Annotated in this window: 24 protein-coding genes; 12 read left to right on the top strand and 12 right to left on the bottom strand. The window is 70.2% G+C overall.

What is annotated here, in order from left to right; translation table 11 throughout:
• Nucleotides 1-74 precede the first annotated feature (74 nt).
• Entirely contained in the window at nt 75-1,577 is a 1,503-nt protein-coding gene (locus ACTWQO_RS07560; RefSeq protein ID WP_443236431.1) for a DUF3152 domain-containing protein, read from the bottom strand.
• Between the two features lie 8 nt (nt 1,578-1,585).
• Entirely contained in the window at nt 1,586-2,584 is a 999-nt protein-coding gene (locus ACTWQO_RS07565) for an alpha/beta fold hydrolase (protein WP_443236432.1), read from the bottom strand.
• Between the two features lie 284 nt (nt 2,585-2,868).
• Here ACTWQO_RS07565 and ACTWQO_RS07570 point away from each other — a divergent pair, with 284 nt between their 5' ends.
• The 4 genes from ACTWQO_RS07570 to ACTWQO_RS07585 all read left to right on the top strand — a co-directional run bounded on the left by ACTWQO_RS07570 (nt 2,869) and on the right by ACTWQO_RS07585 (nt 4,752).
• Complete coding sequence (locus ACTWQO_RS07570) at nt 2,869-3,090, top strand: hypothetical protein (protein ID WP_210577228.1); 222 nt, start codon at nt 2,869-2,871, stop codon at nt 3,088-3,090.
• A gap of 171 nt (nt 3,091-3,261) precedes the next feature.
• On the top strand, nt 3,262-3,903 hold the full coding sequence (locus ACTWQO_RS07575) for a TetR/AcrR family transcriptional regulator (protein WP_147993574.1): 642 nt from the start codon (nt 3,262-3,264) through the stop codon (nt 3,901-3,903).
• Nucleotides 3,904-4,073: 170 nt separating this feature from the next.
• Nucleotides 4,074-4,301, top strand: a complete 228-nt coding sequence (locus tag ACTWQO_RS07580; protein WP_210577227.1) for a DUF3107 domain-containing protein — start codon at nt 4,074-4,076, stop codon at nt 4,299-4,301.
• Between the two features lie 181 nt (nt 4,302-4,482).
• On the top strand, nt 4,483-4,752 hold the full coding sequence (locus ACTWQO_RS07585) for a hypothetical protein (RefSeq protein ID WP_443236459.1): 270 nt from the start codon (nt 4,483-4,485) through the stop codon (nt 4,750-4,752).
• A gap of 139 nt (nt 4,753-4,891) precedes the next feature.
• Here ACTWQO_RS07585 and ACTWQO_RS07590 read toward each other — a convergent pair whose 3' ends face one another.
• On the bottom strand, nt 4,892-5,647 hold the full coding sequence (locus ACTWQO_RS07590; RefSeq protein WP_443236433.1) for a ferritin-like domain-containing protein: 756 nt from the start codon (nt 5,645-5,647) through the stop codon (nt 4,892-4,894).
• 483 nt (nt 5,648-6,130) lie between these two features.
• On the opposite strand from ACTWQO_RS07590, the gene ACTWQO_RS07595 reads away from it, so the two are divergent.
• Both ACTWQO_RS07595 and ACTWQO_RS07600 read left to right on the top strand, forming a co-directional pair.
• Nucleotides 6,131-8,500: a DEAD/DEAH box helicase gene (locus tag ACTWQO_RS07595; RefSeq protein ID WP_443236434.1), complete on the top strand. Its 2,370-nt coding sequence runs from the start codon at nt 6,131-6,133 to the stop codon at nt 8,498-8,500.
• A 126-nt stretch (nt 8,501-8,626) separates the two neighbouring features.
• Complete coding sequence (locus ACTWQO_RS07600) at nt 8,627-9,499, top strand: alpha/beta fold hydrolase (protein ID WP_443236435.1); 873 nt, start codon at nt 8,627-8,629, stop codon at nt 9,497-9,499.
• Nucleotide 9,500: 1 nt separating this feature from the next.
• On the opposite strand, the gene ACTWQO_RS07605 is transcribed toward ACTWQO_RS07600, so the two are convergent.
• A complete protein-coding gene (locus ACTWQO_RS07605; RefSeq protein WP_443236436.1) occupies nt 9,501-10,394 on the bottom strand; it encodes an NYN domain-containing protein in 894 nt (297 codons plus the stop codon).
• Nucleotides 10,395-10,586: 192 nt separating this feature from the next.
• Here ACTWQO_RS07605 and ACTWQO_RS07610 point away from each other — a divergent pair, with 192 nt between their 5' ends.
• Nucleotides 10,587-10,739, top strand: coding sequence for a hypothetical protein (locus ACTWQO_RS07610; RefSeq protein ID WP_155060754.1), 153 nt, complete (start codon nt 10,587-10,589; stop codon nt 10,737-10,739).
• A 79-nt stretch (nt 10,740-10,818) separates the two neighbouring features.
• Here ACTWQO_RS07610 and ACTWQO_RS07615 read toward each other — a convergent pair whose 3' ends face one another.
• From ACTWQO_RS07615 to ACTWQO_RS07630, 4 genes are all read right to left on the bottom strand, one after another.
• Nucleotides 10,819-11,424: a MarC family protein gene (locus tag ACTWQO_RS07615; RefSeq protein WP_443236437.1), complete on the bottom strand. Its 606-nt coding sequence runs from the start codon at nt 11,422-11,424 to the stop codon at nt 10,819-10,821.
• Between the two features lie 46 nt (nt 11,425-11,470).
• Nucleotides 11,471-12,331, bottom strand: a complete 861-nt coding sequence (locus ACTWQO_RS07620; protein WP_443236438.1) for a PHP domain-containing protein — start codon at nt 12,329-12,331, stop codon at nt 11,471-11,473.
• Nucleotides 12,332-12,477: 146 nt separating this feature from the next.
• Complete coding sequence (locus ACTWQO_RS07625) at nt 12,478-13,119, bottom strand: DUF6758 family protein (RefSeq protein ID WP_301983807.1); 642 nt, start codon at nt 13,117-13,119, stop codon at nt 12,478-12,480.
• Nucleotides 13,120-13,329: 210 nt separating this feature from the next.
• Nucleotides 13,330-13,914 carry a suppressor of fused domain protein gene (locus tag ACTWQO_RS07630; protein WP_443236439.1) on the bottom strand — a complete coding sequence of 195 codons (585 nt, stop codon included), beginning with the start codon at nt 13,912-13,914 and terminating at the stop codon, nt 13,330-13,332.
• Between the two features lie 466 nt (nt 13,915-14,380).
• On the opposite strand from ACTWQO_RS07630, the gene ACTWQO_RS07635 reads away from it, so the two are divergent.
• Nucleotides 14,381-15,496, top strand: coding sequence for a magnesium and cobalt transport protein CorA (locus ACTWQO_RS07635; RefSeq protein ID WP_443236440.1), 1,116 nt, complete (start codon nt 14,381-14,383; stop codon nt 15,494-15,496).
• A gap of 23 nt (nt 15,497-15,519) precedes the next feature.
• Nucleotides 15,520-16,032 (top strand): hypothetical protein, encoded by a 513-nt coding sequence (locus ACTWQO_RS07640; protein WP_443236441.1) that lies wholly within the window; start codon nt 15,520-15,522, stop codon nt 16,030-16,032.
• 7 nt (nt 16,033-16,039) lie between these two features.
• Here ACTWQO_RS07640 and ACTWQO_RS07645 read toward each other — a convergent pair whose 3' ends face one another.
• Nucleotides 16,040-16,795 carry a hypothetical protein gene (locus tag ACTWQO_RS07645; protein ID WP_443236442.1) on the bottom strand — a complete coding sequence of 252 codons (756 nt, stop codon included), beginning with the start codon at nt 16,793-16,795 and terminating at the stop codon, nt 16,040-16,042.
• 226 nt (nt 16,796-17,021) lie between these two features.
• On the opposite strand from ACTWQO_RS07645, the gene ACTWQO_RS07650 reads away from it, so the two are divergent.
• The 3 genes from ACTWQO_RS07650 to ACTWQO_RS07660 are packed head-to-tail and all read left to right on the top strand — an operon-like array spanning nt 17,022 to nt 20,116.
• Nucleotides 17,022-18,359: a magnesium transporter MgtE N-terminal domain-containing protein gene (locus ACTWQO_RS07650; RefSeq protein ID WP_443236443.1), complete on the top strand. Its 1,338-nt coding sequence runs from the start codon at nt 17,022-17,024 to the stop codon at nt 18,357-18,359.
• The gene (locus ACTWQO_RS07655) at nt 18,349-18,939 is read left to right on the top strand and encodes a DUF1003 domain-containing protein (RefSeq protein WP_443236444.1); all 591 of its coding nucleotides are present in this window, start codon (nt 18,349-18,351) and stop codon (nt 18,937-18,939) included. The genes ACTWQO_RS07650 and ACTWQO_RS07655 overlap by 11 nt, the downstream gene beginning before the upstream one ends.
• Nucleotides 18,940-18,982: 43 nt before the next feature.
• Nucleotides 18,983-20,116, top strand: a complete 1,134-nt coding sequence (locus ACTWQO_RS07660; RefSeq protein ID WP_443236445.1) for an Mrp/NBP35 family ATP-binding protein — start codon at nt 18,983-18,985, stop codon at nt 20,114-20,116.
• A 124-nt stretch (nt 20,117-20,240) separates the two neighbouring features.
• On the opposite strand, the gene ACTWQO_RS07665 is transcribed toward ACTWQO_RS07660, so the two are convergent.
• The 3 genes from ACTWQO_RS07665 to ACTWQO_RS07675 all read right to left on the bottom strand — a co-directional run.
• Nucleotides 20,241-20,909, bottom strand: coding sequence for a hypothetical protein (locus tag ACTWQO_RS07665; protein WP_443236460.1), 669 nt, complete (start codon nt 20,907-20,909; stop codon nt 20,241-20,243).
• Between the two features lie 303 nt (nt 20,910-21,212).
• On the bottom strand, nt 21,213-21,662 hold the full coding sequence (locus ACTWQO_RS07670; RefSeq protein WP_443236446.1) for a sec-independent translocase: 450 nt from the start codon (nt 21,660-21,662) through the stop codon (nt 21,213-21,215).
• 244 nt (nt 21,663-21,906) lie between these two features.
• The coding region (locus tag ACTWQO_RS07675; protein WP_443236447.1) for a S1C family serine protease at nt 21,907-23,100 on the bottom strand (1,194 nt) is incomplete at its 5' end.

Genomic DNA, 23,100 nt, shown 5'->3' on the forward strand with positions numbered 1-23,100 from the left:
CGTTCGATCGCGCTAAGAGATCAAGCAGTTACGTTTCGTTAAGTCGCGGCATGGCGGCACTTCGGTGCCGTTCGTCAACTCCCGGGATACGGCCAGGGGTTCGCCCGGCAGCGGATCCCGTCGTGGTCGAGGAACTTGGTCTGCTGCTGCATGACCGGGGCGAGGTCGCCGTTCTTGTCACAGGTGACGTGGTTGTAGCCGAGCCGGTGGCCGATCTCGTGGTTGATCAGCATTTGACGGTACGCGTACATCTGATCGCCGTATGTCTTCGCCCCCTGCGCCCACCGATACGCGTTGATCATCACGCGTTCCGTCGACGCCGAGTCGCAGGACACGTTGTCCTCGGTCGTGTCGAGACCGGACTTGGCGCACCACTCGGCGGTGGTGCCGGGGCTGGCGAGCGTGATCACGAAGTCGGGCTTGCCGGAGTAGATGCGCTCGAAGGTACGGGCGCCCCTGTGGGCCCAGCTCCGGTCGTCGTTGAGCGTCTGCTGCACGGCCTGCGCGAAGAGTTCACCGTCGAGCCCGAGCCCCTGCTCCACGTCCACGCGGTAGGTGTACTTCTGCCCCGTGCCCGGCGCCCTGTCGATGCCGGCGATCGCGTCGAACTTGCCGGAGCCGTCGAGCGCGGCGCTGAGCGGGTACTTCTGGTCCATCTTCTGCGCATACGTCAGCGTGGCCGCGCTCGGCGCCGTGGAGGGCGTCGGCCGCCCGTCCGCGCGCGAGGCACCGTCACGGGCGTCCCGGGCCTGGTCGGTGGCGGACTGCGACTGCACGCCCTCGTCGTCGTCGCGCCCGCCTGTCACCTGGCCGGCCACGACGACGGCCAGCACGGTCGTGACGGCGAGGGCCGCGATCCCCGTGAAGGTCCGCCCCTTGCCGCCCTTGGCCTGCGCGGGCTCACCGGTGGGCGGCGCGTCGTCGGCGTCGGTGTCGTTCGCGATGCCGGTCGCCGCGGCGGACCAGTCGGTGACGGAGTCATACGGATCGGAGGAGCCGGGCGCACGGGGTGAGAAGACGTCGACGTCCTCGCCGAAGGCATCGACGTAATCCTGGCGCGGCCCGCCCGGAGGCGCCTGCCGCTGTCGCGGTATCGAGGCGCCGGGCCCGGCCGGAGCCCCGTACCCGACTCCACCGCGCCCCCTCGGCTCGCCCCAGCCCCCGCCGGGTTCCCGCTGCTCGGGGTGACCACCCCGGACTTGGGGGACCCCGCGCGCGGGCGTGCCGTCGGCGTAACGGGGGGTGCCGTGAGCGGGAGTGCCGTCGGGGAACCGCGGGGTGCCATGGGCAGGCGTTCCGTCGGGAAGCCTCGGAAAACCGTGGGCCGGCGTGCCGTCAGGAAGCCTCGGAAAACCGTGCGCGGGCGTCCCATCCGCAAGCCTCGGCACACCCCGAGCCGGCGTGCCGTCAGGGAGTCTCGGAAAGCCATGGGCCGGCGTCCCGTCAGGAACCCTCGGCGCACCGCGAGCAGAGGAACCGTCAGGAATCCTCGGCGCACCCCGTGCCGGAGTGCCGTCGGAAGAATCACCCTTGACCGCGCCCTTGGGCGCAGGTCCGCGCCGACTGTGGCGTCCCACCTCGCCCCTCAGCTCCCCGCGGTCTCGACGGCGGTCCCCGTGACGTTACTCAACTCACCGGTGTCGGCGAGGAGTTCCTGGAAGGCTCGCGCCACCACTTCGGGGTACTCCATCATGGCCACGTGCCCGGCGTCCGGCAAGGACACCAGCCGGGAGGAGCGGAAGGAACGGGCCGCCTTCTGGCTCATGCGGTAGCCGACGAGCTGGTCCCGGCCGCCGTAGATGAGAAGGGTCGGCGCGAGGACGCGCTCGGCCTGGCGCCACAGCGCGTGCTGGCCACCCAGCGTGTACGCGTTGACGATCCCGCGCGCGGAGCGTGCCAGCGCGTCCCAGAAGTACGGCAGTTGCAGCCGCCGCGCCATCTCCTCCACGGCGTTGTCGAACTCTTCGGGCGTCACGCGCGCGCGATCGCCGTAGCAGAGCGCCATCACCCCGCGCACCCGCTGCTCCGCGGACCAGTCCCTGCTGTACCGGGTGAACAGGGTCGCCACACCGGGCAGCGCCAGCAGGGCCGTCGGGACGGCGGTGGGCTGGATACGCAGTTCCGGAAGCGCGGGCGACACGAGCGTGAGCGTACGGACCAGGTCGGGGCGCACGGCGGCGACGCGGGTGGTGACCGCGCCGCCGAGCGAGTTGCCGAAGAGATGCACGGGCCCGCGCCCGGAGGAGTCGAGATAACGGATCACCGCGCGAGCATGCGCGGTGATGGAGTAGTCGCCGTCGTCCGGTGGCGGGGAATCGCCGAAGCCGGGCAGATCGAGGGCCTCGCTGTCGACATGCGCGTCGAGCAGAGGCATCAGCCCGGACCAGTTCTGCGAGGAACCGCCGAGCCCATGGACGTACAGCGCGGGCGGCAGATCTGCGCGGGCGGCGGGCCTCGACCGGACCGTCAGCGTGATTCCCGGCAGCCGCACCGACCTGAGCCGCTCGCCCTCAGCGACCCTGACGGGCGCCACTTTCGGGAGCGCACTGCTGGCCGGTGCGGACGGGAGCTCGGTCGAAGACATGCAGCAATGTTACGAGACGATCACGCAGTGGTTCATGTGTTCGCCATCACAAGCCCCGCGCGAACCACGAGAGCCGGCACCCGTGCCCCGCGCGAACCACGAGAGCCGACGCCCTACCCCGCACGAATCATGACAATCGCCCCCTCCCCCCGCCCGGACGCACCGCGTCACGATCCGGACGCGGATCGCATAGCGTCCGGATCGGGTGTCTCCTAGGCTCGTACAGAGGGCACCCGCATGTGGCCCCTGCTTTCCCAGGGACGTTCGTAGGAAGGGAGCCCGTCATGGCCGTAGACCCGACCGATCCCGACACCTTCGAGGAGATCGAGGAGAGCGACGAGGAGATCGACGTCGAGGCCCCGGAAGGCGACGCCGCCGAGCAGCAGGCCGATGTCGCGCCGGATCGCGACGACTCGCTGAACGGCGTGGACCCGGACCGCGCCAGCGAGGCGGATCTGCTGGAACAGGCCCGCGTGGTGTCACTGGACGAGGACGACTACCGGTGAGCAGCAATGAGGCGGCATAATGCCCGACCCACCCCTGTTTAAAACCCTTCACCCCGCTTTCGTAGCCGTCCGGTCCGTGAAATTCTGCGCTCGCACCGCGCACACCACGGTTACCGAAAAGTACGATGGCCGCGCGGCGCACACCGCATGTGGACGACATTGGGAGGCGGCGTGACAGCCATCGAGCAGACAGAGGCGGCACGCCCGAGGGGCACGCGCCTGCCGCGCCGGGCCCGGCGGAACCAGTTGCTGGGCGCCGCCCAGGAAGTCTTCGTGGCACAGGGCTACCACGCGGCCGCGATGGACGACATCGCCGAGCGCGCCGGCGTCAGCAAGCCGGTGCTCTACCAGCACTTCCCGGGCAAGCTCGACCTCTACCTCGCCCTGCTGGACCAGCACTGCGAGTCCCTGATCCAGGCCGTACGGCACGCGCTCGCGTCGACGACCGACAACAAGCAGCGCGTACGGGCGACGATGGACGCGTACTTCGCGTACGTCGAGGACGACGGCGGCGCCTTCCGCCTGGTCTTCGAGTCCGACCTGACGAACGAGCCCGCGGTACGCGAGCGCGTCGACAAGGTCACCAACGAGTGCGCCGAGGCGATCTGCGACGTCATCGCGGAGGACACCGGCCTCTCGCGCGCCGAGTCGATGCTGCTCGCCTCCGGTCTCGGCGGCCTCGCCCAGGTGGTGGCACGCTCCTGGCTGCACAGCGACCGCAGCGTCCCGCGCGACCAGGCGGTCCAGTTGCTGACCTCACTGGCCTGGCGGGGCATCGCCGGCTTCCCGCTGCACGGCAGTGAGCACCACTGACCGCCGTACGACACCGAGGCACTGAGGCACCATGACCGTCCGTTTGTTCCCGTCCGCTGTTCGCTCCTGGCGTTCCCCTGCGCACCGTGTACATCCCCTCACCGGGCTAATGTGTGCTGCGTACGGCGCGCAAGGTCGCGCACTTCACTGACCGTCGGAGGGACATAGCCGTGGAGGTCAAGATCGGCGTGCAGCACGCGCCCCGCGAGATCGTTCTGGAGAGCGGTCAGAGCGCCGAGGAGGTCGAGCGGGCGGTGTCCGACGCGCTGGCCGGCAAGTCGGCGCTGCTGAGCCTCGTGGACGAGCACGGCCGCAAGGTCCTGGTCCCGGCGGACCGCCTCGCCTACGTCGAGCTCGGCGAGCCGGCGCCGCGCAAGGTGGGCTTCGGCGCGCTGTAGTCACGTGTGAAGGAAAGGGCCCGGCGGTCGCTCGACTGCCGGGCCTTTTCCTGTCCCCTGGCCGAATTCCTTCACCGGCGGAGCACATATCGCGCACAGGGGAGGATTGCATTCCGCAGGTCACGGGTATGACGGGCTACGTCCGTGGTGCGCAGGCAGGCTGTGTGGGAGGGACCCCGTGATGATCTTGGAAGCGCTCGGCTCCGCAGTGCTCGGCCTCGCACTGGCCTGGGCCGCGATCCACCGCCTCTCGCACCGCCTCCCCGCCCGCTCCCTGGTCGTCTCGACCGGCGTAGCAGGCGCCCTCTTCGGCGCCTTCCTCACCCACAGCGCCCTGGACGCAGGCAACGTCCTCCTTATCCTGACCGGCGCGACAACCGTCTCCGCAGCGTCCCTGTCCCTGCTGGTGCGCCCGTCGGGAAGACTCCGCCGCCGATCAGCAACGGCATGACACCCGACGCCGAGTAGGACAGCGCCCCCGAATGGGCGCGGGGAACTGCGCGACAAGCCCCCGCAGCCCCGCAGCCCCGCAGCCCCGCAGCCCCGCAGCCCCGCAGCCGCGACTCAACAGAAGCGCCCCCCACGAAGCGCTACGCAGCCAACCCCAACGCAGCCATCCGCTTCGTATGCGCCTCAGTGATCCGCGAGAACATCCTCCCGACCTCCGCGAGATCGAACCCGTCGGCAACCCCACCCACCAACATCGTCGACAACGCGTCCCGGTCAGCCACCACCCGCTGAGACTGCGACAGCGCCTCCCCCATCAACCGCCGCGCCCACAGCGCAAGCCGCCCACCCACCCGCGGATCCGCGTCGATCGCCGCCCGCACCTTCTCCACGGCGAACCCGGCGTGCCCGGTGTCGTCCAGCACAGCCAGGACCAGCTCGCGCGTGTCCGCGTCGAGCCGCGCGGCAACCTCACGGTAGAAGTCGCTGGCGATCGAGTCGCCGACGTACGCCTTGACCAGCCCCTCCAGCCAGTCCGAAGGCGCCGTCTGCTTGTGGAAGCCGTCCAGCGCGGCGACGAACGGCTCCATGGCCCGCGTCGGCTCCTCACCGATCTCCGTGAGCCGGTCGCGCAACCGCTCGAAGTGGTGGAACTCGGCCGACGCCATCTTCGCCAGCTCCGCCTTGTCCGCCAGCGTCGGCGCCAGCTTGGCGTCCTCCGCCAGCCGCTCGAACGCCGCCAGCTCCCCATAGGCGAGCGCGCCCAGCAGGTCGACGACCGCGGCGCGGTACTGCGGGTCGGCGGCGGCCTTCGCCCAGTCCTGGGCGGCGACTCCGGTGGCTTCGGCGGGGGCGTCGGAGCCGTTGTCAGGCTTGTCAGAGGTCGTCATGAAGCGCACAATAGCCCGCTCGCCGCACTAAGGAAGTCCCTGGTCAGTCACTGTGACGACGACTACGTGACCTAATCGGCCATCGCATGTGCGCGTTTCCGGGGTATGGTGGTAATGCGCCTGCTGAGTACATCGACGTAGCTCGACGGTTACTCGACAGGCCGCACGTATGAGGATGCCCGGTCGGTGGCCCGATCGGCTCCGACCAGACAGCTCTCCACGGCCGTACGGCACTCTGCGTACAAAGCCTGGAGGGACCCTCAGCGGTTCGAGCGCTAGAGCGTCGGCAGAGGTCTCCCGTGCCATACGGCTCGCCGTACGGCAGCCGACGTCCCCCGGGCACGGTCTGACACGACCCCCGCGCTCGCCTCGCGCCGCGCACACAGAAGAGGCAGCACCCTGACTACTACTTTCCGAGAGCTCGGGATCCTTCCCGAGACCGCCGAGGCCCTTGAAGCCGTCGGCATCATCAACCCCTTCCCCATCCAGGAGATGACGCTCCCCGTCGCCCTCTCGGGCACCGACGTCATCGGCCAGGCCAAGACCGGCACCGGCAAGACGCTGGGCTTCGGCCTTCCGCTTCTCGAGCGCGTCACCGTTCCCGCCGACGTCGAGGCGGGCCGCGCCAAGCCCGAGGCCCTCACCGACGCCCCGCAGGCGCTCGTCGTGGTCCCCACGCGCGAGCTGTGCACCCAGGTCACCAACGACCTCCTGACGGCGGGCAAGGTGCGCAACGTCCGCGTGCTCGCCATCTACGGCGGCCGGGCGTACGAGCCTCAGGTCGAAGCCCTCAAGAAGGGCGTCGACGTCGTCGTCGGCACCCCGGGCCGACTGCTCGACCTCGCGGGCCAGAAGAAGCTCAACCTCAAGCACATCAAGGCGCTCGTCCTCGACGAGGCCGACGAGATGCTCGACCTGGGCTTCCTGCCCGACGTCGAGAAGATCATCAACTTCCTTCCGGCCCGTCGTCAGACGATGCTGTTCTCGGCGACCATGCCGGGCGCGGTCATCGGTCTCGCGCGCCGCTACATGTCGCAGCCCACGCACATCCGCGCCACGGCGCCGGACGACGAGGGCCAGACGGTCCGCAACACCGCGCAGTTCGTCTACCGCGCGCACAACATGGACAAGCCGGAGTTGGTCGCGCGCATACTGCAGGCCGACGGCCGCGGTCTCGTGATGGTCTTCTGCCGTACGAAGCGGACGGCGGCGGACCTCGCCGACCAGCTGCAGCAGCGCGGCTTCGCCTCCGGCGCGGTCCACGGCGACCTCGGCCAGGGCGCCCGCGAGCAGGCGCTGCGCGCCTTCCGCAACGGCAAGGTCGACGTCCTCGTCTGCACCGATGTCGCAGCGCGCGGCATCGACGTCGAGGGCGTGACCCACGTCATCAACTACCAGTCCCCCGAGGACGAGAAGACGTACCTGCACCGCATCGGCCGTACGGGCCGCGCGGGCGCCAAGGGCATCGCGATCACCCTCGTCGACTGGGACGACATCCCGCGCTGGCAGCTGATCAACAAGGCGCTGGAGCTGAAATTCCACGACCCGGCGGAGACGTACTCCAGCTCCCCGCACCTCTTCGAGGAACTGAACATCCCCGCGGGCACCAAGGGTGTCCTGCCGCGCTCGGAGCGCACGCGCGCCGGGCTCGCAGCGGAGGAGGTCGAGGACCTCGGCGAGACGGGCGGACGTGGCGGTCCGCGCGGCCGCGGTGGCCGTGGCGGCCGGGACGAATCCCGGTCCGCCGACCGTGAGCGCACGGCCCGTACGCCGCGTCGCCGCCGCCGTACGCGCGGCGGGTCCGAACTGGACGAGACGGCTGCCAGCGGTACGACCCCCGTCGCGGGCACCCCGGCGGAGACCACCGCGGACGACGTGACCTCTCCCCGCACCCCGCGCCGGCGTCGCCGCACCCGCGGCGGAGCGGCGGAGCCGGTGACGACGGCCACGGAGCCGACCACCGAGTCCGCCGCAGCCGCCGTCGCGACCGCGGAGGGCCCCGCCCTGGACGCCCCCGAGGCCCCGGCCAAGCCGCGCCGCCGCCGTACGCGCAAGTCGACGGAGCCGGCCACGGCCACCGAGGACACGCAGGCCGCGTCCGCCGTGCAGGTGTCGGAGACTCCGGCGGCTGCCGAGGCCCCCGAGACCGACGCTCCCGCCCCGCGTCGCCGCACCCGCAAGGCCACGGCCGCCGCGGAGACCGCGGTCGACACGGCGGAGGGCGCGGAGGAGACCAAGCCCCGCCGCACCCGCAAGAAGACGGCCGCCGCCGAGGTGGCGACCGACACGGCCGAGGCCACGGAGGCCAAGCCGCGCCGTACGCGCAAGGCTGCCGCCACCACCGAGGCACCGGAAGCCACCAAGGCTCCGGAGGCCACCGAGGCGAAGCCGCGCCGTACGCGGAAGACGGCGGCCGAGACCGCGGTCGACACCGCCGACGGCACGGAGGAAGCCAAGCCCAAGGTCCGCCGCACCCGTAAGACCGCGGCTGCCGCCGAAGCAGCGGTCGACACGGCCGAGGGTACGGAGGCCAAGCCCCGCCGTACGCGCAAGGCTGCCGCCACCACCGAGGTGCCGGAAGCCGCGGAGGCCAAGCCGCGCCGCACCCGCAAGGCCACGGCCGCGGTCGACGCCGTCGACGGCACGGAGGAGGCCAAGCCCAAGGTCCGCCGTACCCGCAAGGCCGCCGCCACCGTCGAGACGGCGGAGATTCCGGCGCAGGCCACGCAGGAGCCGGAGGCTGCCGCTCCGCGCCGCCGTACCCGCAAGGCCACGGCGGTCACCGAGGCGCCGGAGACCACGGAGCCGAAGCCGCGCCGCACGCGCAAGGCCACGGCCGCCGCGGAGCCCGCGGAGGGCTGATAGCTCACCCTGATGGCCCGGTCCACCTCGCGTGGACCGGGCCATCGGCGTTCTTGCGCACCCGCCGTCCCACAACGGCCGGGAACCGGGCACCGACGTCGCCGCCCCACCCGATAGCCTCACCTCGTGACCAGCTCAGCGCCCGTTCCCCCGCCGCCCGGCGCCCGCCTCCACCGGCTGCACACGGCCCGTGGCGACTTCGCCGCCGTCGACTCGCCCGTGCCGTCCGGCGTCGAGCCGAGGGGCGTCGTGCTGATGGTCCCCGGCTTCACGGGCAGCAAGGAGGACTTCACGCTGCTGCACGAGCCGCTGAACGCGCGCGGTTACCGGGTCGTGGCCGTCGACGGGCGCGGACAGCACGAGTCCGACGGCCCGGAGCACGATGAATCGGCCTACGCGCAGGACGAGTTGGCGAAGGACGTGCTCGCACAGGCCGCGGCACTCGGCACGCCCCTGCATCTCCTCGGGCACTCCCTCGGCGGCCTGATCGCCCGCGCCGCCGTCCTCCTCGACCACTCGCCCTTCCGCTCGCTCACCCTGATGGCCTCGGGTCCCGCCGAGGTCTCCGACTCCCAGAAGCAGCGCATCAAGCTGCTGCACGACACGCTCGCGGTGCTGACGATGCCCGAGGTGTGGGAGGCGATCCTGGCCATGGGCCCTCCGGAGGAGGTCGGCGGCCCGGCCCGCGGAATCGGCGACCTGGGTCAGCTTCAGCGTCGCTGGCTGGGCAACAAGCCCGCCCAGCTCATCGCGACGGGCCGCCAGTTGTGCACCGAGCCGGACCGAGTCGCCGAACTCGCCGCCGTCCCGCTCCCGTTCCATGTGCTGTCGGGTTCCCGCGACGACGCCTGGCCCGTGACGCTCCTCGACGACATGGCCGTACGACTGAAGGCGCGCCGCTCGGTCGTGGCCGGAGCGGAGCACTCGCCCAACATGGACCAGCCGCTCCCCACGGCCCACGCCCTCGCGGACTTCTGGGACGACGCCGGCCGGGACTGAGTCAGTACAGCGTCTGCAGGTGCTCCCAGAAGCCGTCGCGCAGCGCCCGCCGCAGATCCGCCTGGCCGCGCAGCGAGTACTGGAGCAGGCCCTCCGCCTCCACCAGCAGATCCTGGTCCACGGACCCCGGCAGATACGGATGCCCGGGCAGCAGCTCCACCAGCGACTCCCTGCCGCGCGCCGCCAGCCACTTCGCCGCGATCTGCGCGCCGACGAAGCGCACGTCCTCGCGGGTGGGCCGGGTCCCCGTGGCGTCGAAGGCGGGGGCGGTGCGCCGGGCGACGTAGGGCTTGAAGAAGTCGAGGTCGAAGGTGCGCTGGCTGTCGACCTCCCACAGCAGCGGCTCCGCCTGGTTACGGCCGTCCGGCGCCTCGATGCCCCACAGGTGCACCCGCGCGCCGTACCCCTGCGCCGCCTCCACGGCCGACACCAGGTCCTCGTCGCCGCCGAGCAGGGCCGCGTCGCTGATCGCGCGGTGCCGGGCGAGTGACTCCAGGTCGGAGCGGATGAGGGAATCGACGCCCTTCTGCTGGTTGTTGGCGTTGAGATTGCCCAACCGCACCTTGACGTCCGGGAGTTCGGCGATGGACTGCTGCTCGGCGGTGTGGATACGGCGCCGGGCGCCGTCGTACCAGTAGACTCGCAGCAGCCGGCTGTCCGCGAAGATCGTGCGGGCCTTGTCGATGAGCGCGTCGATCAGTCCCTCGGCGTCGAGGTCGAAGGCGCGCCGGTCCTCGGTCCCGGCGACGAGCCGGCCCGCGGCCGCGTACAGATACCCCGCGTCGACGAAGATCGCATGGGTCGATGGCGTCTTCGCCACCTCGGCGAGCATGCGCTGGAGCAGCTCGTTGGTGCGGTCGATACGGGCGCCGAGCGCCGCGAGGTCGTCGTTCATCGCCTCCATTGTCCCGGCGGTCACGCTGTGAACACAACCGGTCCCAAAGGGTCTCCGAAACCTCCTATACCCGACAGTAGTTAGCCGTTCGAAAAATTTCTTTAGCGTAGGGAATGTTTGTAACACGCAGCTCGTTGACTAGAGACGTACAGCAATTCTCCTCAGGAGGATGACCAGACGAAGGGAGAAGCCATGCGCTTCGAGATCATGCGACTCGACGACGTCGACGGCACGCCCGTGGACACCACCGTTGTGGACGCCGCCTCCGTCAACCGGATCGTTCAGCAGGCCGCCGCCATAGGCCAGCGGCTGTGGATCCGTCCGGCCGACACCACGGCCTCGTAACAGACGCGGATCACCGCAGAAGCTTCAGAGCCCCCGCCCGGCACCGACGCCGGGCGGGGGCTCTGCGCTTGCGCGGGGTTCAGCTCCCCTGGATCACCAGCGTGATCCCGTTGATGATCTGCTGCACGGCGATCGCGGACAGCATCATGCCCGCGAGCCGTGTCACCAGGACCACGCCGCCGTCCTTGATGACGCGGATGATCAGCAACGAGTACCGCATCACCAGCCACAGCACGACATGGATGGCCAGGATCGCCACCCACACCGACACCTGCGTGGCGACACTGTCGGCCTTCTGCACGGCGAGGATGACGGAGACGATCGCACCGGGCCCGGCGAGCAGCGGCATGCCCAGCGGTACGAGCGCCACGTTCACGTCCTTGGTCTGCTTCGGCTCGTCCGTCTTGCCGGTGAGCAGGTCGAGCGCGATCAGCAGAAGCAGCAGCCCGCCCGCGATCATCAGCGCGGGGACGGAGACATGCAGATAGTCGAGGATCTGATGCCCCAGCAGCCCGAACACGGTGATCACACCGCCGGCGACACAGACGGCCTGGAAGGCCATCCGCTTCTGCACCTTCGCCGGACGGCCGGAGGTCAGCGCCAGGAAGATCGGGGTGATCCCGGGGGGATCCATGATGACGAAAAGGGTGAGGAAGAGAGAGCCGAAGACGGCAACGTCGAACATGGGTGAGCCTTGCGAGAGAGAGGGACTGGTGGGTGGGGGGTGAGCGTCAGCCCGCTCCACCGGCCCCCGGCACCGGGAACGCCCCGGTCGCCCGCCGCGTGATCTCCCCGTACACCTCGGGATCCGTCGTGTACTCGCCGAGCAGAACCGTCTTGCGGCTGCCGTGGTAATCGCTGGAGCCGGTGGTCAGCAGCCCCAGTTCCTTCCCCAGCCCCCGCAGCCGCTCACGCGCCTCCGGGTCGTGGTCCATGTGGTCGACCTCGATGCCGTCGAGGCCCGCGGCGGCCATCTCGGCGATCGCGGACTCCGGCACGGTGCGCCCCCGCTTGCTGGCCGCCGGATGCGCGAACACCGCGACCCCGCCCGCCGCCTTGATCAGCCCGATCGCCTCGAAGGGGTCGGTCTCGTGCTTCTCGACGAACGCCCGCCCGCCGTCCGCCAGCCAGTCCTGCGTGAAGGCGTCCCCCACGGTCGGTACGACGCCCAGCTCCACCAGCGCGGAGGCGACATGCGGCCGCCCCACGGACCCGCCACCGGCGATCCGCTCGACCTGCTCCCACGTCACCGCCACGCCCAGCTCGTTCAGCTTGCCGATCATGCCCTTGGCCCGCGGCACCCGATCGTCCCGCACCAGCTCACGCTCGGCCAGCAACGCCGGCTCCTCGGGATCGAACAGATAGGCCAGCATGTGCATGCTGATCCCGTCGATACGACAGGACAGCTCGGCCCCGGTAACGAGCGTCAGCCCTGCCGGCAGCGCGGCAATCGCCTCGGCGTGCCCACGGGTCGTGTCGTGATCGGTCAGCGCGACAACATCCAGCCCGGCCGCGGCAGCATTGCGCACCAGCTCAGCCGGGGTGTCCGTGCCGTCGGAAGCCGTGGAGTGGGTGTGCAGATCTATTCGCACTGCGCGAACTCCAGCGGGTGATGGTACGGAGGGGACACCTCAGACTAACGGCTGCATCACCCACCCAGGGGCGCGGGGAACTGCGCGACAAGCCACAACGAACCCGCAGCCGCCACGAAACCCAGCCACCCGAGTTCTCAGGCGCCCTACGGCTCAAGCAACCGCGGCGACAACGCGCCACAAGGCACCAAGTCCACCTCGGCCCCCGCATCCCGCAAATCCGTCAGCACCAGCTCGTCATACATCAGCAGCCCCGACTGCTCGGGCCACACCACCGCCCACAGCCACAACCCCCGCGCCTCACCGGCGAAGACCGCACGGTCGTCGGGCGACCCGGCAACATGCCACAACGGCGTGGGCCGCCCCGCGGCCAGCACCTTCGCCTGCGGCGGCTTCTCGACGTTCATGTACGGCCCCGGATCGGGCCCGTCGATCCCCGCGTACCGCGCACCGAGCCCGACACCAAGCTCCTCGGCGACCAGAATCAACTCACCCATACCGCCGAGCGGCCCCGGCCCCGAGCACGCCACCGCGGTCGCGCGCCCTCCGCTGCGGTCGTCGCCCGCGCAGCCCACACCGGTGAACAGCCAGCCGACCGGAAGCGGCCACGGCATCCACACGGGTACCTGCGTGCGGTGCACCACGACGCTGAGGGCCTCGACGCTGGGCGGGATCACGGGCTGCAGCGGATGCACGGTGCCGTGCACATCGCACTGCCAGGAATCGGCGAAGAGTCCGGGAGCCCTGACCCGGCCACCACACTTCGGGCAACTGGGTTCGCCCCTCATAGGGCCCCACGGTCCTACCCCTGCTCCGCCACGTCAAGGACGATCACCCGTCCGGCCGGAACGCCTGACAAGGCGTAACTAGATGCGTCTTGCATTAATTAGCCGAGCTGACTTACCGCGTGCACACACCAACCACCTTCTGCGGGGAGTGAGGTGTTCGCCAACTGGCCGATCGCGGCCAGCGGTTGGTGAGATGGGTCACTCGGGGGGTCAGTCCAGCGGGACGGACCTGCGGGACGGATCCCGCAGGTCCGTCCCGTTCGTGAGCCAGCGCTCCTGGAGGGCCTGCGCGCCGTGCACGCGCTTCCAGGCCGCCTCGTTCGGGGTCATGGGGAGCAGCGGCAGGAACTGGACGGGGTCCATCGGCTCGTCGAGGTCCAGGTCCTCGACGAGGCCGCCCGGCTCGGCGACCAGGACCGAGGTGAAGGGGGCGCCGGGCCAGAGGGGATCCCCGACGTCCAGGGACGCGCCGGGAGCCACGATCAGACCCTCCACCTGCGGAGAGGCGGCGAGGACGGCGAGCGGGCGGAGCACCTTGTCGGTCTCGGCGAGCCCGGATCGTACGGAGAGGACCAGCTCGGCGCGGGGGCCCTTGACCGGGTCGGCGAGGACCGCGGTGGGGTCCGCCATGGGGTGCGCGGACATCCCCAGCGTGGCGTAGCGGACGATGTCGTCCTGCTGGAAACGCAGCACCTCGATGCGGTCGGTACCGAGGAAGGTGACCGCGGCGCGGGCGTCCGGTTCGCCCAGCGCGGTGCGCAACCGGGCCTCGACCAGAGGAAGAACATCAACCATGCGGTGAGCATAGAACTCGTCAGGACCGGGCAAACGAGCACCTTGACACTTCAGTCGGCTGATACTCTTGCCCGAGGTTCGGGGCAGCACGCTGCGGCGTCGCGATCGAGTCCCGACGCCGACGACACTCCCTTACGAGGGACCGGCCGGAGGAGGTGGGGCTGCAATGGATCGAAGTCGACCGTGCAGTAGCACCCGCTCTTCCCGCCGCTGACGTAGCCGCTCTGCTTCTCTAGCCGGCCGCCACCTCTCGCACCTTCTTCACCGCGGAAGAGCCTTCGTTTCGTATTGCCTGATCTGTCTGTCCCGCAGCAGTAGCTGAATCAGTAGCGAAGCTCACCACCGCGATGGTGCGGTGCTCCCCGCTTTGTGGACGTGCCAAACATGTGAAGTCAGGACGTCCCCATTCCGGGTAGTTCCACCCCTCGTCGGAGCCTTTCGCTGCCTGTCCGCGAAGGAGCCTGCCATGTCGATGATCCGCGACCTGCGTGCCGCCGTCCGTCCGTCCCGTCCGTCGCTCCGCAAGGACACCGCTGGGTACGACACGACGCGCGACCCGTCGACGCCCTCGGCCGTGGTCGACTGCGCCATCTACCGCGACGGCGCCCGCCTCCAGACCCCGACGCCGCTCACCCCGCACGAGGCGATGCGCCAGGTGCGGCGCGACGGGGGCTTCGTCTGGATCGGGCTGCACGAGCCCACCGAGGCCGAATTCTCCGGTATCGCAAGCGAGTTCGGGCTGCACCCGCTGGCCGTCGAGGACGCCGTCCAGGCCCATCAGCGGCCCAAGCTGGAGCGGTACGACGACTCCCTGTTCACCGTCTTCAAGACCATCCACTACGTCGAGCACGACCAACTCACCGCCAACAGCGAGATCGTGGAGACCGGCGAGGTCATGTGCTTCACCGGACGGGACTTCTTCATCACCGTCCGGCACGGTGGGCAGGGCTCACTGCGGGCACTGCGGCACCGGCTGCAGGACGACCCCGAGCTGCTCGCCAAGGGCCCCTCGGCGGTGCTGCACGCGATCGCCGACCATGTGGTCGACGGGTATGTCGCGGTCGCCGACGCCGTGCAGGACGACATCGACGAGGTCGAGACCGAGGTGTTCTCGCCGGGACGCAAGGGCTCCCCGCGCGGTACGGACGCCGGGCGGATCTACCAACTCAAGCGTGAGGTGCTGGAGTTCAAGCGTGCCGTAGCGCCGCTGCTGCGTCCCATGCTGCTGCTCAGTGAGCGGCCGATGCGGCTGATCGACCCCGACATCCAGAAGTACTTCCGGGACGTCGCCGACCACCTGGCCCGAGTGCAGGAGCAGGTCGTCGGCTTCGACGAGCTGCTCAACTCGATCCTCCAGGCCAACCTCGCGCAGGCGTCCGTCGCGCAGAACGAGGACATGCGCAAGATCACGTCCTGGGCGGCCATCATCGCCGTACCGACGATGGTGTGTGGTGTGTACGGCATGAACTTCGACTACATGCCCGAGCTGCGCTGGAAGTTCGGCTACCCGATGGTCCTGACCATCACCGTCGCCATCTGCTTCGGCATCCACCGCACCCTGAAGCGCAACGGCTGGCTGTGAGCGTGGCTGGCTAGGCTGGGCTCATGACACGTGAGCTGCTCGACCAGGCCCTCGTCGAGGAGGCCACCAAGAAGTCCGGCCTCATCTGGGTCAAGGGGCCCGGCGGACCGGTCCGTGCGCTGTGGCATGTGTGGCACGAGGGTGCTGCGTGTCTGATCGGCGACGGGCCGGGCGAGCAGCCGCTGCCGGGGCTGGCCGACGGGGCCGCCGCCGAAGTGACCGTCCGCAGCAAGGACAAGGGCGGCCGGCTGGTCTCCTGGGCGGCGAAGGTCGTCGAGCTGTCGCCGGGGTCCGAGCAGTGGGACGCCACGGTCGCCGAGCTCAAGGGCAAGCGGCTGAACGCGCCCGACGGAGAGGCGATGCCTCAGCGGTGGGCTCGGGAGTGTCGCGTGGTGCGGCTGGAGCCGACAGGGACGACGGCGTCGCTGCCCGACGACAACCAGGCGGCGGCGCCGCTGCCGACGTCGGCGACTACGCGTCAGCCGATGCCGGCGGGCCTGCCGCGTCTGCTCTTGAAGAAGCGGAAGAAGAAGTAGGCGGTCGTCAGGACGTCGGCAACGCCTTGCCGTAGTCCACCGTCTCGTCCTGCTTCGGTTCCTCGATCTTGAAGTCCTTGTCCCACTCCGTGAAGAGCAGGGTGCCGGCGCTGCCCGCGCGGACCAGGCGGAGGGGATACGGCTTGCCCTCCAGGGAGACGTCGAGGGTGCCGCCGGAGCCCTTGTCGCCGGCGAGGCGGATGGTGCGGGTGCCGGACTCCTCGTGGTGGCCGTCGGTCTCCAGGGTGCCGTGCAGGGTCAGCAGGCCGTCCAGGAGGACGTCCTTGTCGGTGAAGCCGCTGAACTTCTTGTACGAGGGGTCGCCCTGGGGCACCTTCACATACTTGCCGTCGAGCTTGTCGGCGGCGGCCGTGTCGTCGGAGTCGTCGCCCTTGGCGTGCTCGGGATGCCAGAACTCCGCGTCGGCCTTCAGGAACAGCTGCTCACCGGTCCGCAGCAGGCGGAACGTCGTCCCCTCAGCGGTGACCTCGCCCGAGCCGCCGTCGGACTTCAGACGCATGTCGAGTTTGTAAGTGCGCCCACTGGTGACCACGGTTCCGGAGAGGTGTACCGCGGTGGCGGACTCGGCGGCCGTGCGGGTCCTGCTCTGGATCTTGTCGGCCGGCAGCTTGCCGACCCCGTTCGTGCCCGCGTCGGGGTCCTCGCTGCATCCCGTCAGTGTCACCGTGCCCGTCACGGCCAGGGCGCACATCGCGCCCACCAGCGTGGCCCTGCGGGTACGGCCCTGGGGAATCGCAGTCACAGGTGGGGCTGCCTTTCTGACGAGGGTTCCTTCAGCGGCGTACCGCAGAGTACCGGGGCCGGGCGGGTCCGGCGGAGCCAGTCCGTCCGGACCGCTCACCAGGGCGGACCCGATCGGGACGGGCTAGCCTGAAGGCCGTTCGAGCGGGCAATTCAGAACATGTGCGAGCAACCTGTACGACACTTCGGAACAGATGCAGCAACCCGTACGAGAAGGAGGCGCAGCCATGGCAGCCGGCGCCCCCCGGATCTTCGTCTCGCACCTCTCCGGCGTCGCCGTCTTCGATCCGGCCGGTGATCAGGTCGGGCGGGTACGCGATCTCGTCGTCGTGCTGCGTGTCGGGCGGCGCCCGCCTCGGGTGCTCGGACTGGTCGTCGAACTCGCCACCCGCCGCCGGATCTTCCTGCCCATGACCCGGGTGACCGGCATCGAGTCCGGCCAGGTCATCACCACCGGTGTGCTCAACGTCCGGCGCTTCGAGCAGCGGCCCACCGAGCGGCTGGTCTTCGGTGAGTTGCTCGACCGGCGCGTGACGCTGGCGGAGACCGGCGAGGAGGTCACGGTGCTCGATGTGTCGGTGCAGCAGTTGCCGGCGCGTCGGGACTGGGAGATCGACCGGGTGTTCGTGCGCAAGGGCAGGAAAGGCAGCGCCTTCCGGCGGGCCAAAGAAAAAGGGCGCGAAGCGCTTCCTTGGAAGGGTGGTGGTGGGAGACGGGCGGGCGAGACGCTGACCGTCGAGTGGTCCCACGTCACCGGGTTCTCCCTGGAGGAGCACGGACAGGGCGCCGAGAGCCTCCTCGCCACCTTCGAGCAGCTGCGCCCCGCCGACCTGGCGAATGTGCTCCACCACCTCTCCCCCAAACGGCGCGCGGAGGTCGCCGCCGCCCTCGACGACGACCGCCTCGCCGACGTACTCGAAGAACTCCCGGAGGACGACCAGATCGAGATCCTCGGCAAGCTGAAGGAGGAGCGCGCGGCGGACGTCCTGGAGGCGATGGACCCGGACGACGCGGCCGACCTGCTGGGCGAACTGCCGGAGGAGGAGAAGGAGCGGCTGCTGGGTCTGATGCAGCCGGCCGAAGCGGCCGACGTACGGCGTCTGATGGCGTACGAGGAGCGCACGGCGGGCGGCCTGATGACCACCGAGCCGATCATCCTCCGTCCCGACTCCACCGTCGCCGACGCCCTCGCCCGCGTCCGCAACCCCGACCTGTCCCCGGCACTCGCCGCCCAGATCTACGTCTGCCGCCCGCCCGACGAGACACCGACCGGCAAGTACCTCGGCACGGTCCACTTCCAGCGTCTGCTGCGCGACCCGCCGTACACCCTGGTCAGCTCGCTCGTCGACGACGACCTGCAACCGCTCGCCCCGGACGCGGCGCTGCCCCTCGTCGCCGGGTTCTTCGCGACGTACGACATGGTCGCCGCGCCCGTCGTCGACGAGTCGGGGTCGCTGCTCGGGGCGGTGACCGTGGACGACGTACTCGACCACATGCTGCCCGACGACTGGCGGGAGTCGGAGTTCGAGGACCTCGACGAGGGGGTGGGGACGAGTGGTGCCTGAGCGCGAGACCGCGGCCCGTGAGCGGACGCCCACCGGCGCGACGGCCGCCGCCCGGCCGCGCCATCCCCGCCTCGACCAGCCCGCCCCGCCCCGGCGCCGGGTCCTGCCGGAGTGGGATCCGGAGGCCTTCGGGCGGCTGAGCGAGCGCATCGCGCGCTTCCTCGGCACCGGGCGGTTCCTCGTCTGGATGACGTTCGTCATCATCATGTGGGTGCTGTGGAACGTGGCCGCGCCCAGTGTGGTGCGCTTCGACGAGTACCCGTTCATCTTCCTGACGCTGATGCTGTCGCTGCAGGCCAGCTATGCCGCGCCGCTGATCCTGCTCGCGCAGAACCGGCAGGACGACCGCGACCGGGTCAACCTCGAACAGGACCGCAGGCAGAACGAGCGGTCGATCGCCGACACCGAGTATCTGACCCGGGAGATCGCCGCCCTGCGCATCGGCCTCGGCGAGGTCGCGACCCGGGACTGGATCCGCTCGGAGCTGCAGGACCTGGTCAAGGAAATGGAGGACCGGCAGGACGGGCACGGCGTATTCCCGGCAGATCGGCCGCTCGGACGTGACGTAGACGACCGCTGACGGGCTTTCCGGGGTACTTGTGAGGCGCCGTACCATCGTCCTTATGGCTACGGAAGACGCGGTGCGTGAAGCACTGTCGACGGTGAACGACCCCGAGATCAACCGCCCCATCACCGAACTCGGGATGGTCAAGTCGGTTCAGATCGGTGCGGACGGAGCGGTCGCGGTCGCCGTGTACCTGACGGTTTCCGGCTGTCCGATGCGCGACACGATCACGCAGCGCGTCACGGAGGCGGTGTCGCGGGTCGAAGGCGTCACCCGCGTCGACGTCGAACTGGACGTGATGAGCGACGAACAGCGAAAGGAGCTGGCCTCCGCCCTGCGCGGCGGCACGGCCGAGCGCGAGGTCCCCTTCGCCAAGCCCGGCTCCCTCACCCGCGTGTACGCGGTCGCCTCCGGCAAGGGCGGCGTCGGGAAGTCCTCCGTCACCGTCAACCTCGCGGCGGCGATGGCGGCGGACGGCCTCAAGGTGGGCGTCGTCGACGCCGACATCTACGGCCACTCCGTGCCCCGCATGCTGGGCGCCGACGGCAGCCCCACCCAGGTCGAGAACATGATCATGCCGCCGACCGCGAACGGCGTGAAGGTCATCTCCATCGGCATGTTCACGCCGGGCAACGCCCCGGTGGTCTGGCGCGGCCCCATGCTCCACCGCGCGCTGCAGCAGTTCCTGGCGGACGTCTACTGGGGCGACCTGGACGTGCTGCTGCTGGACCTCCCGCCCGGCACGGGCGACATCGCCATCTCGGTCGCCCAGCTGGTGCCGAACGCGGAGATCCTCGTAGTCACCACGCCCCAGCAGGCCGCTGCCGAGGTCGCCGAGCGCGCCGGCTCCATCGCCGTCCAGACCCACCAGAAGATCGTCGGCGTCGTCGAGAACATGTCCGGCCTCCCCTGCCCCCACTGCGGCGAGATGGTCGACGTCTTCGGCACGGGTGGCGGCCAGGTCGTGGCGGATGGCCTCACCCGCACGACCGGCACGTCCGTCCCGGTCCTGGGTTCCATTCCGATCGACGTCCGCCTCCGCGAGGGCAGCGACGAGGGCAAGCCGGTCGTCCTGACCGACCCGGACTCCCCGGCGGGCTCCGCACTGCGGGCGATCGCGGGGAAGCTGGGCGGACGGCAGAGGGGCCTGTCGGGCATGTCGCTGGGAATCACGCCGCGCAACAAGTTCTAGTGGCGGTGCGGGGCGCCCCGTCAGGGGCGCGGGGAACTGCGCGACCAGCCACAGCGAACCCGCACCCGCGACACGTCTGAAGCCCTACGGCGAAGGGGCGCCGCAAACCCGGCGGCGCCCTTTGTCACGCGTAAGCAGCCACGTCCTTGATCACGGCGAAGCCAAGCCCATACGCACTCATCCCTCGCCCGTACGCCCCCACATGCACCCCTTCCGGCGTGGACCCGGCCAGCACCCACCCGAACTCGGACTCCCGGTAGTGGAACGGCGTAGGCACCCCGTCCACAGGCAGGGACAACGTCGACCACGCCGCCCCGGCGAGATCGTCGGCCAGCGCCCACGCCGTCTCCGTCTGCTGCTCCAGCCAGTCGTCCCGCAGGGAGTGGTCCATCTGCCCGGGCCAGGTGAAGGACAGCAGCCCCACCCCCGCCAGCCACGCCGCCGAGGACACCGACGTGGCCTCCAGCAGCCCCGTACCGTCGGCGCTCCGCCGGGACGGATTCGCCGCGACGGTCACCACGACCGCGAACTTCTCCCTGGCATCGGCAGCGGCCGCGGCAACGCTCTCGCTGCGGACGGAGGGCTCGTCACCGTGCCCGATCGACCCGTGTTCCACGGCCCCGTCGGCCGCCGTCCCCACCTGCATCAGCCAGCGCGGCCCCGTGAAGGCCTCGTCGAGGCCGTACCACGGGAAGGGCGCCAGCAGGTAGCCGTCGACCGTACGCCTGGCGGAGGGGACCTGTTGTCCACCCTCCGCGGCTGCCGGCTGCGCGACTCGACTCGTCGTCTCCATGTGCCCGGACGCCTCCTCGCTCGTGTCGGGCCGGTACGGCCCGCCCCCCTTGCTCTCGTCGGCCCGGGACGGCCCGCCCCCCTCGGGCGCAGTCATCCGGTCCGCACAACAACTCGGCAGCATATCCACAGCACTCGGGGCAGCCGGGAAATCGCCCGGCGCGTGGGCCGCTCGGACGCCGTCTTCAGGCCGCAGGGCGCAGGGGCGGAGTATGAAACGCGTCACGTACGACGCCGGCGGGCGCCGCGGTCGTACGGCTCCGGCGGCGACGTATGTACTGCTCAGCCCGCGTCGTACGACCGCTCAGGTGGCGTCGTAGTCGAACGGCGGGCGCTCGTCGCGCGGGCTCTCGGGCTTCTTCGTCATGTCGATGCGGGAGCCGGACGAGCCCGACGACGCGGAGGAGGACGAAGACGACGAGGTGTCGGCGTCGCGGCCCTGGACCGCGTCCGTGACCTCGGCCATCTCCTTCTTCAGGTCGAAGCCGTTGCGGATCTCCTTGATCCCCAGTTCGTCGTTGTCCAGCTGCTTGCGGATGAACGTCTTGGGGTTGAGGTCCTCGAACTCGAAGTCCTTGAACTCCGGCCCGAGTTCCTCGCGGATGTCCTGCTTGGCGCTCTCCGAGAACTCACGGATCTTGCGGACGGTCCGCATGACGTCCTGAATGACCTTCGGAAGCTTTTCCGGACCGAAGACGAGCACGGCGAGGACAACGAGCGTGATCAGCTCGAGCGGTCCTATGTCATTGAACACCTGAAGCTCCTTGCGAGTCCCTCGGTCCTCGGCCCTCGGTGGTCTGTGTGGTCTTCCGTGGTCCGGGCCGGGTCCACGGTACCCGGCTATGCCGTACGACCGGTACTGTCCCGAGGCCTCCGAATGCGGGTGGGAGTGCGGTTTTCGGAGTTGTTTGCCTTGTGGGGGCGCTGATGGGCGGCTTGAACGGGTCCGGACTGTGACGTTTCTGTGAGTCTCGGCGGGTCACTGTTCTCGGGGTGTTTCAGTCGGCGTCGGAGGAGCCGAGCACCAGCGCGATCCGGATCTCCTTGCCGTCGCGTTCCAGTGTCAGCTCCAGACGGTCGCCGGGGCGGTGGGCGCGGGTCTTGACGATCAGTTCCTCGCCGGAGTGGATGCGCTGGCCGTCGACCTCGGTGATGACGTCGCCCGCCTTGATGCCGGCCTTGTCTCCGGGGCCGCCCGCGTTGACCGCGGGGCCCCCGCCGGTGTCCTTCGTGCCGACGCGGGCGCCGTCGCCGGCGTACTCCATGTCGAGGGTGACGCCGATGACCGGATGGGTCGCCTTACCGGTGTTGATCAGCTCCTCGGCGACGCGCTTGGCCTGGTTGACGGGGATGGCGAAGCCGAGCCCTATCGAACCGGCCTGGCCGCCGTCCAGGTCGGAGCCGTCGCCGGCGGAGCGGATGGCGGAGTTGATGCCGATGACGCGGGCCTCGGCGTCGAGCAGGGGTCCACCGGAGTTGCCGGGGTTGATGGGCGCGTCGGTCTGCAAGGCGTCGACGTACGACACATCGCTGCCGTCGCCGCTCTCGCCGCCCGCCGTGATGGGGCGCTCCTTGGCGCTGATGATGCCGGAGGTGACCGTGCCGGCCAGGTCGAAGGGGGCGCCGATGGCGACGACGGGGTCGCCGACCTGGACGTTGTCGGAGTTGCCCAGCGTCATGGGCTTGAGCCCCGTGACGCCGCTGACCTTGACGACGGCGAGGTCGTAGCCGCCGTCCCGGCCCACGACCTTGGCCTTGGCGGTGTCGCCGCTGTGGAACGTCACGGAGATCTCGCCGCCTGTTCCAGCCGGCTCCACGACGTGGTTGTTGGTGAGGATGTGGCCCCGGTCGTCCAGCACGAAGCCGGTGCCGGTGCCCTGTGCTTCGCTGCCACTGACATGCAGGGTGACCACGCTGGGCAGCGCCCGCGCGGCGATCCCCGCCACGCTGTCCACGGGCCGACCGGTGGGCTCCACATCGGCCTGCGGCAACTCCACACTCCCCACGCCACCGTTCCGCTCGAAGTACGCCCCCACGGCACCCCCGACACCCCCGGAAACCAGCGCCAGCAGCAGGGCACCGCCGAGCAGAGCCTTACGTGCGCGCTTACGACGCTGGGTGGTGGTGGGTACCGCCGCGCCGTTCTGCTGGAGGGGGGCGGTGACGGGGGCCCAGGGGTCGTAGTTCTGCCA

The sequence above is a fragment of the Streptomyces sp. 4N124 genome (assembly GCF_052245395.1).
Classification (GTDB): Bacteria; Actinomycetota; Actinomycetes; order Streptomycetales; family Streptomycetaceae; genus Streptomyces.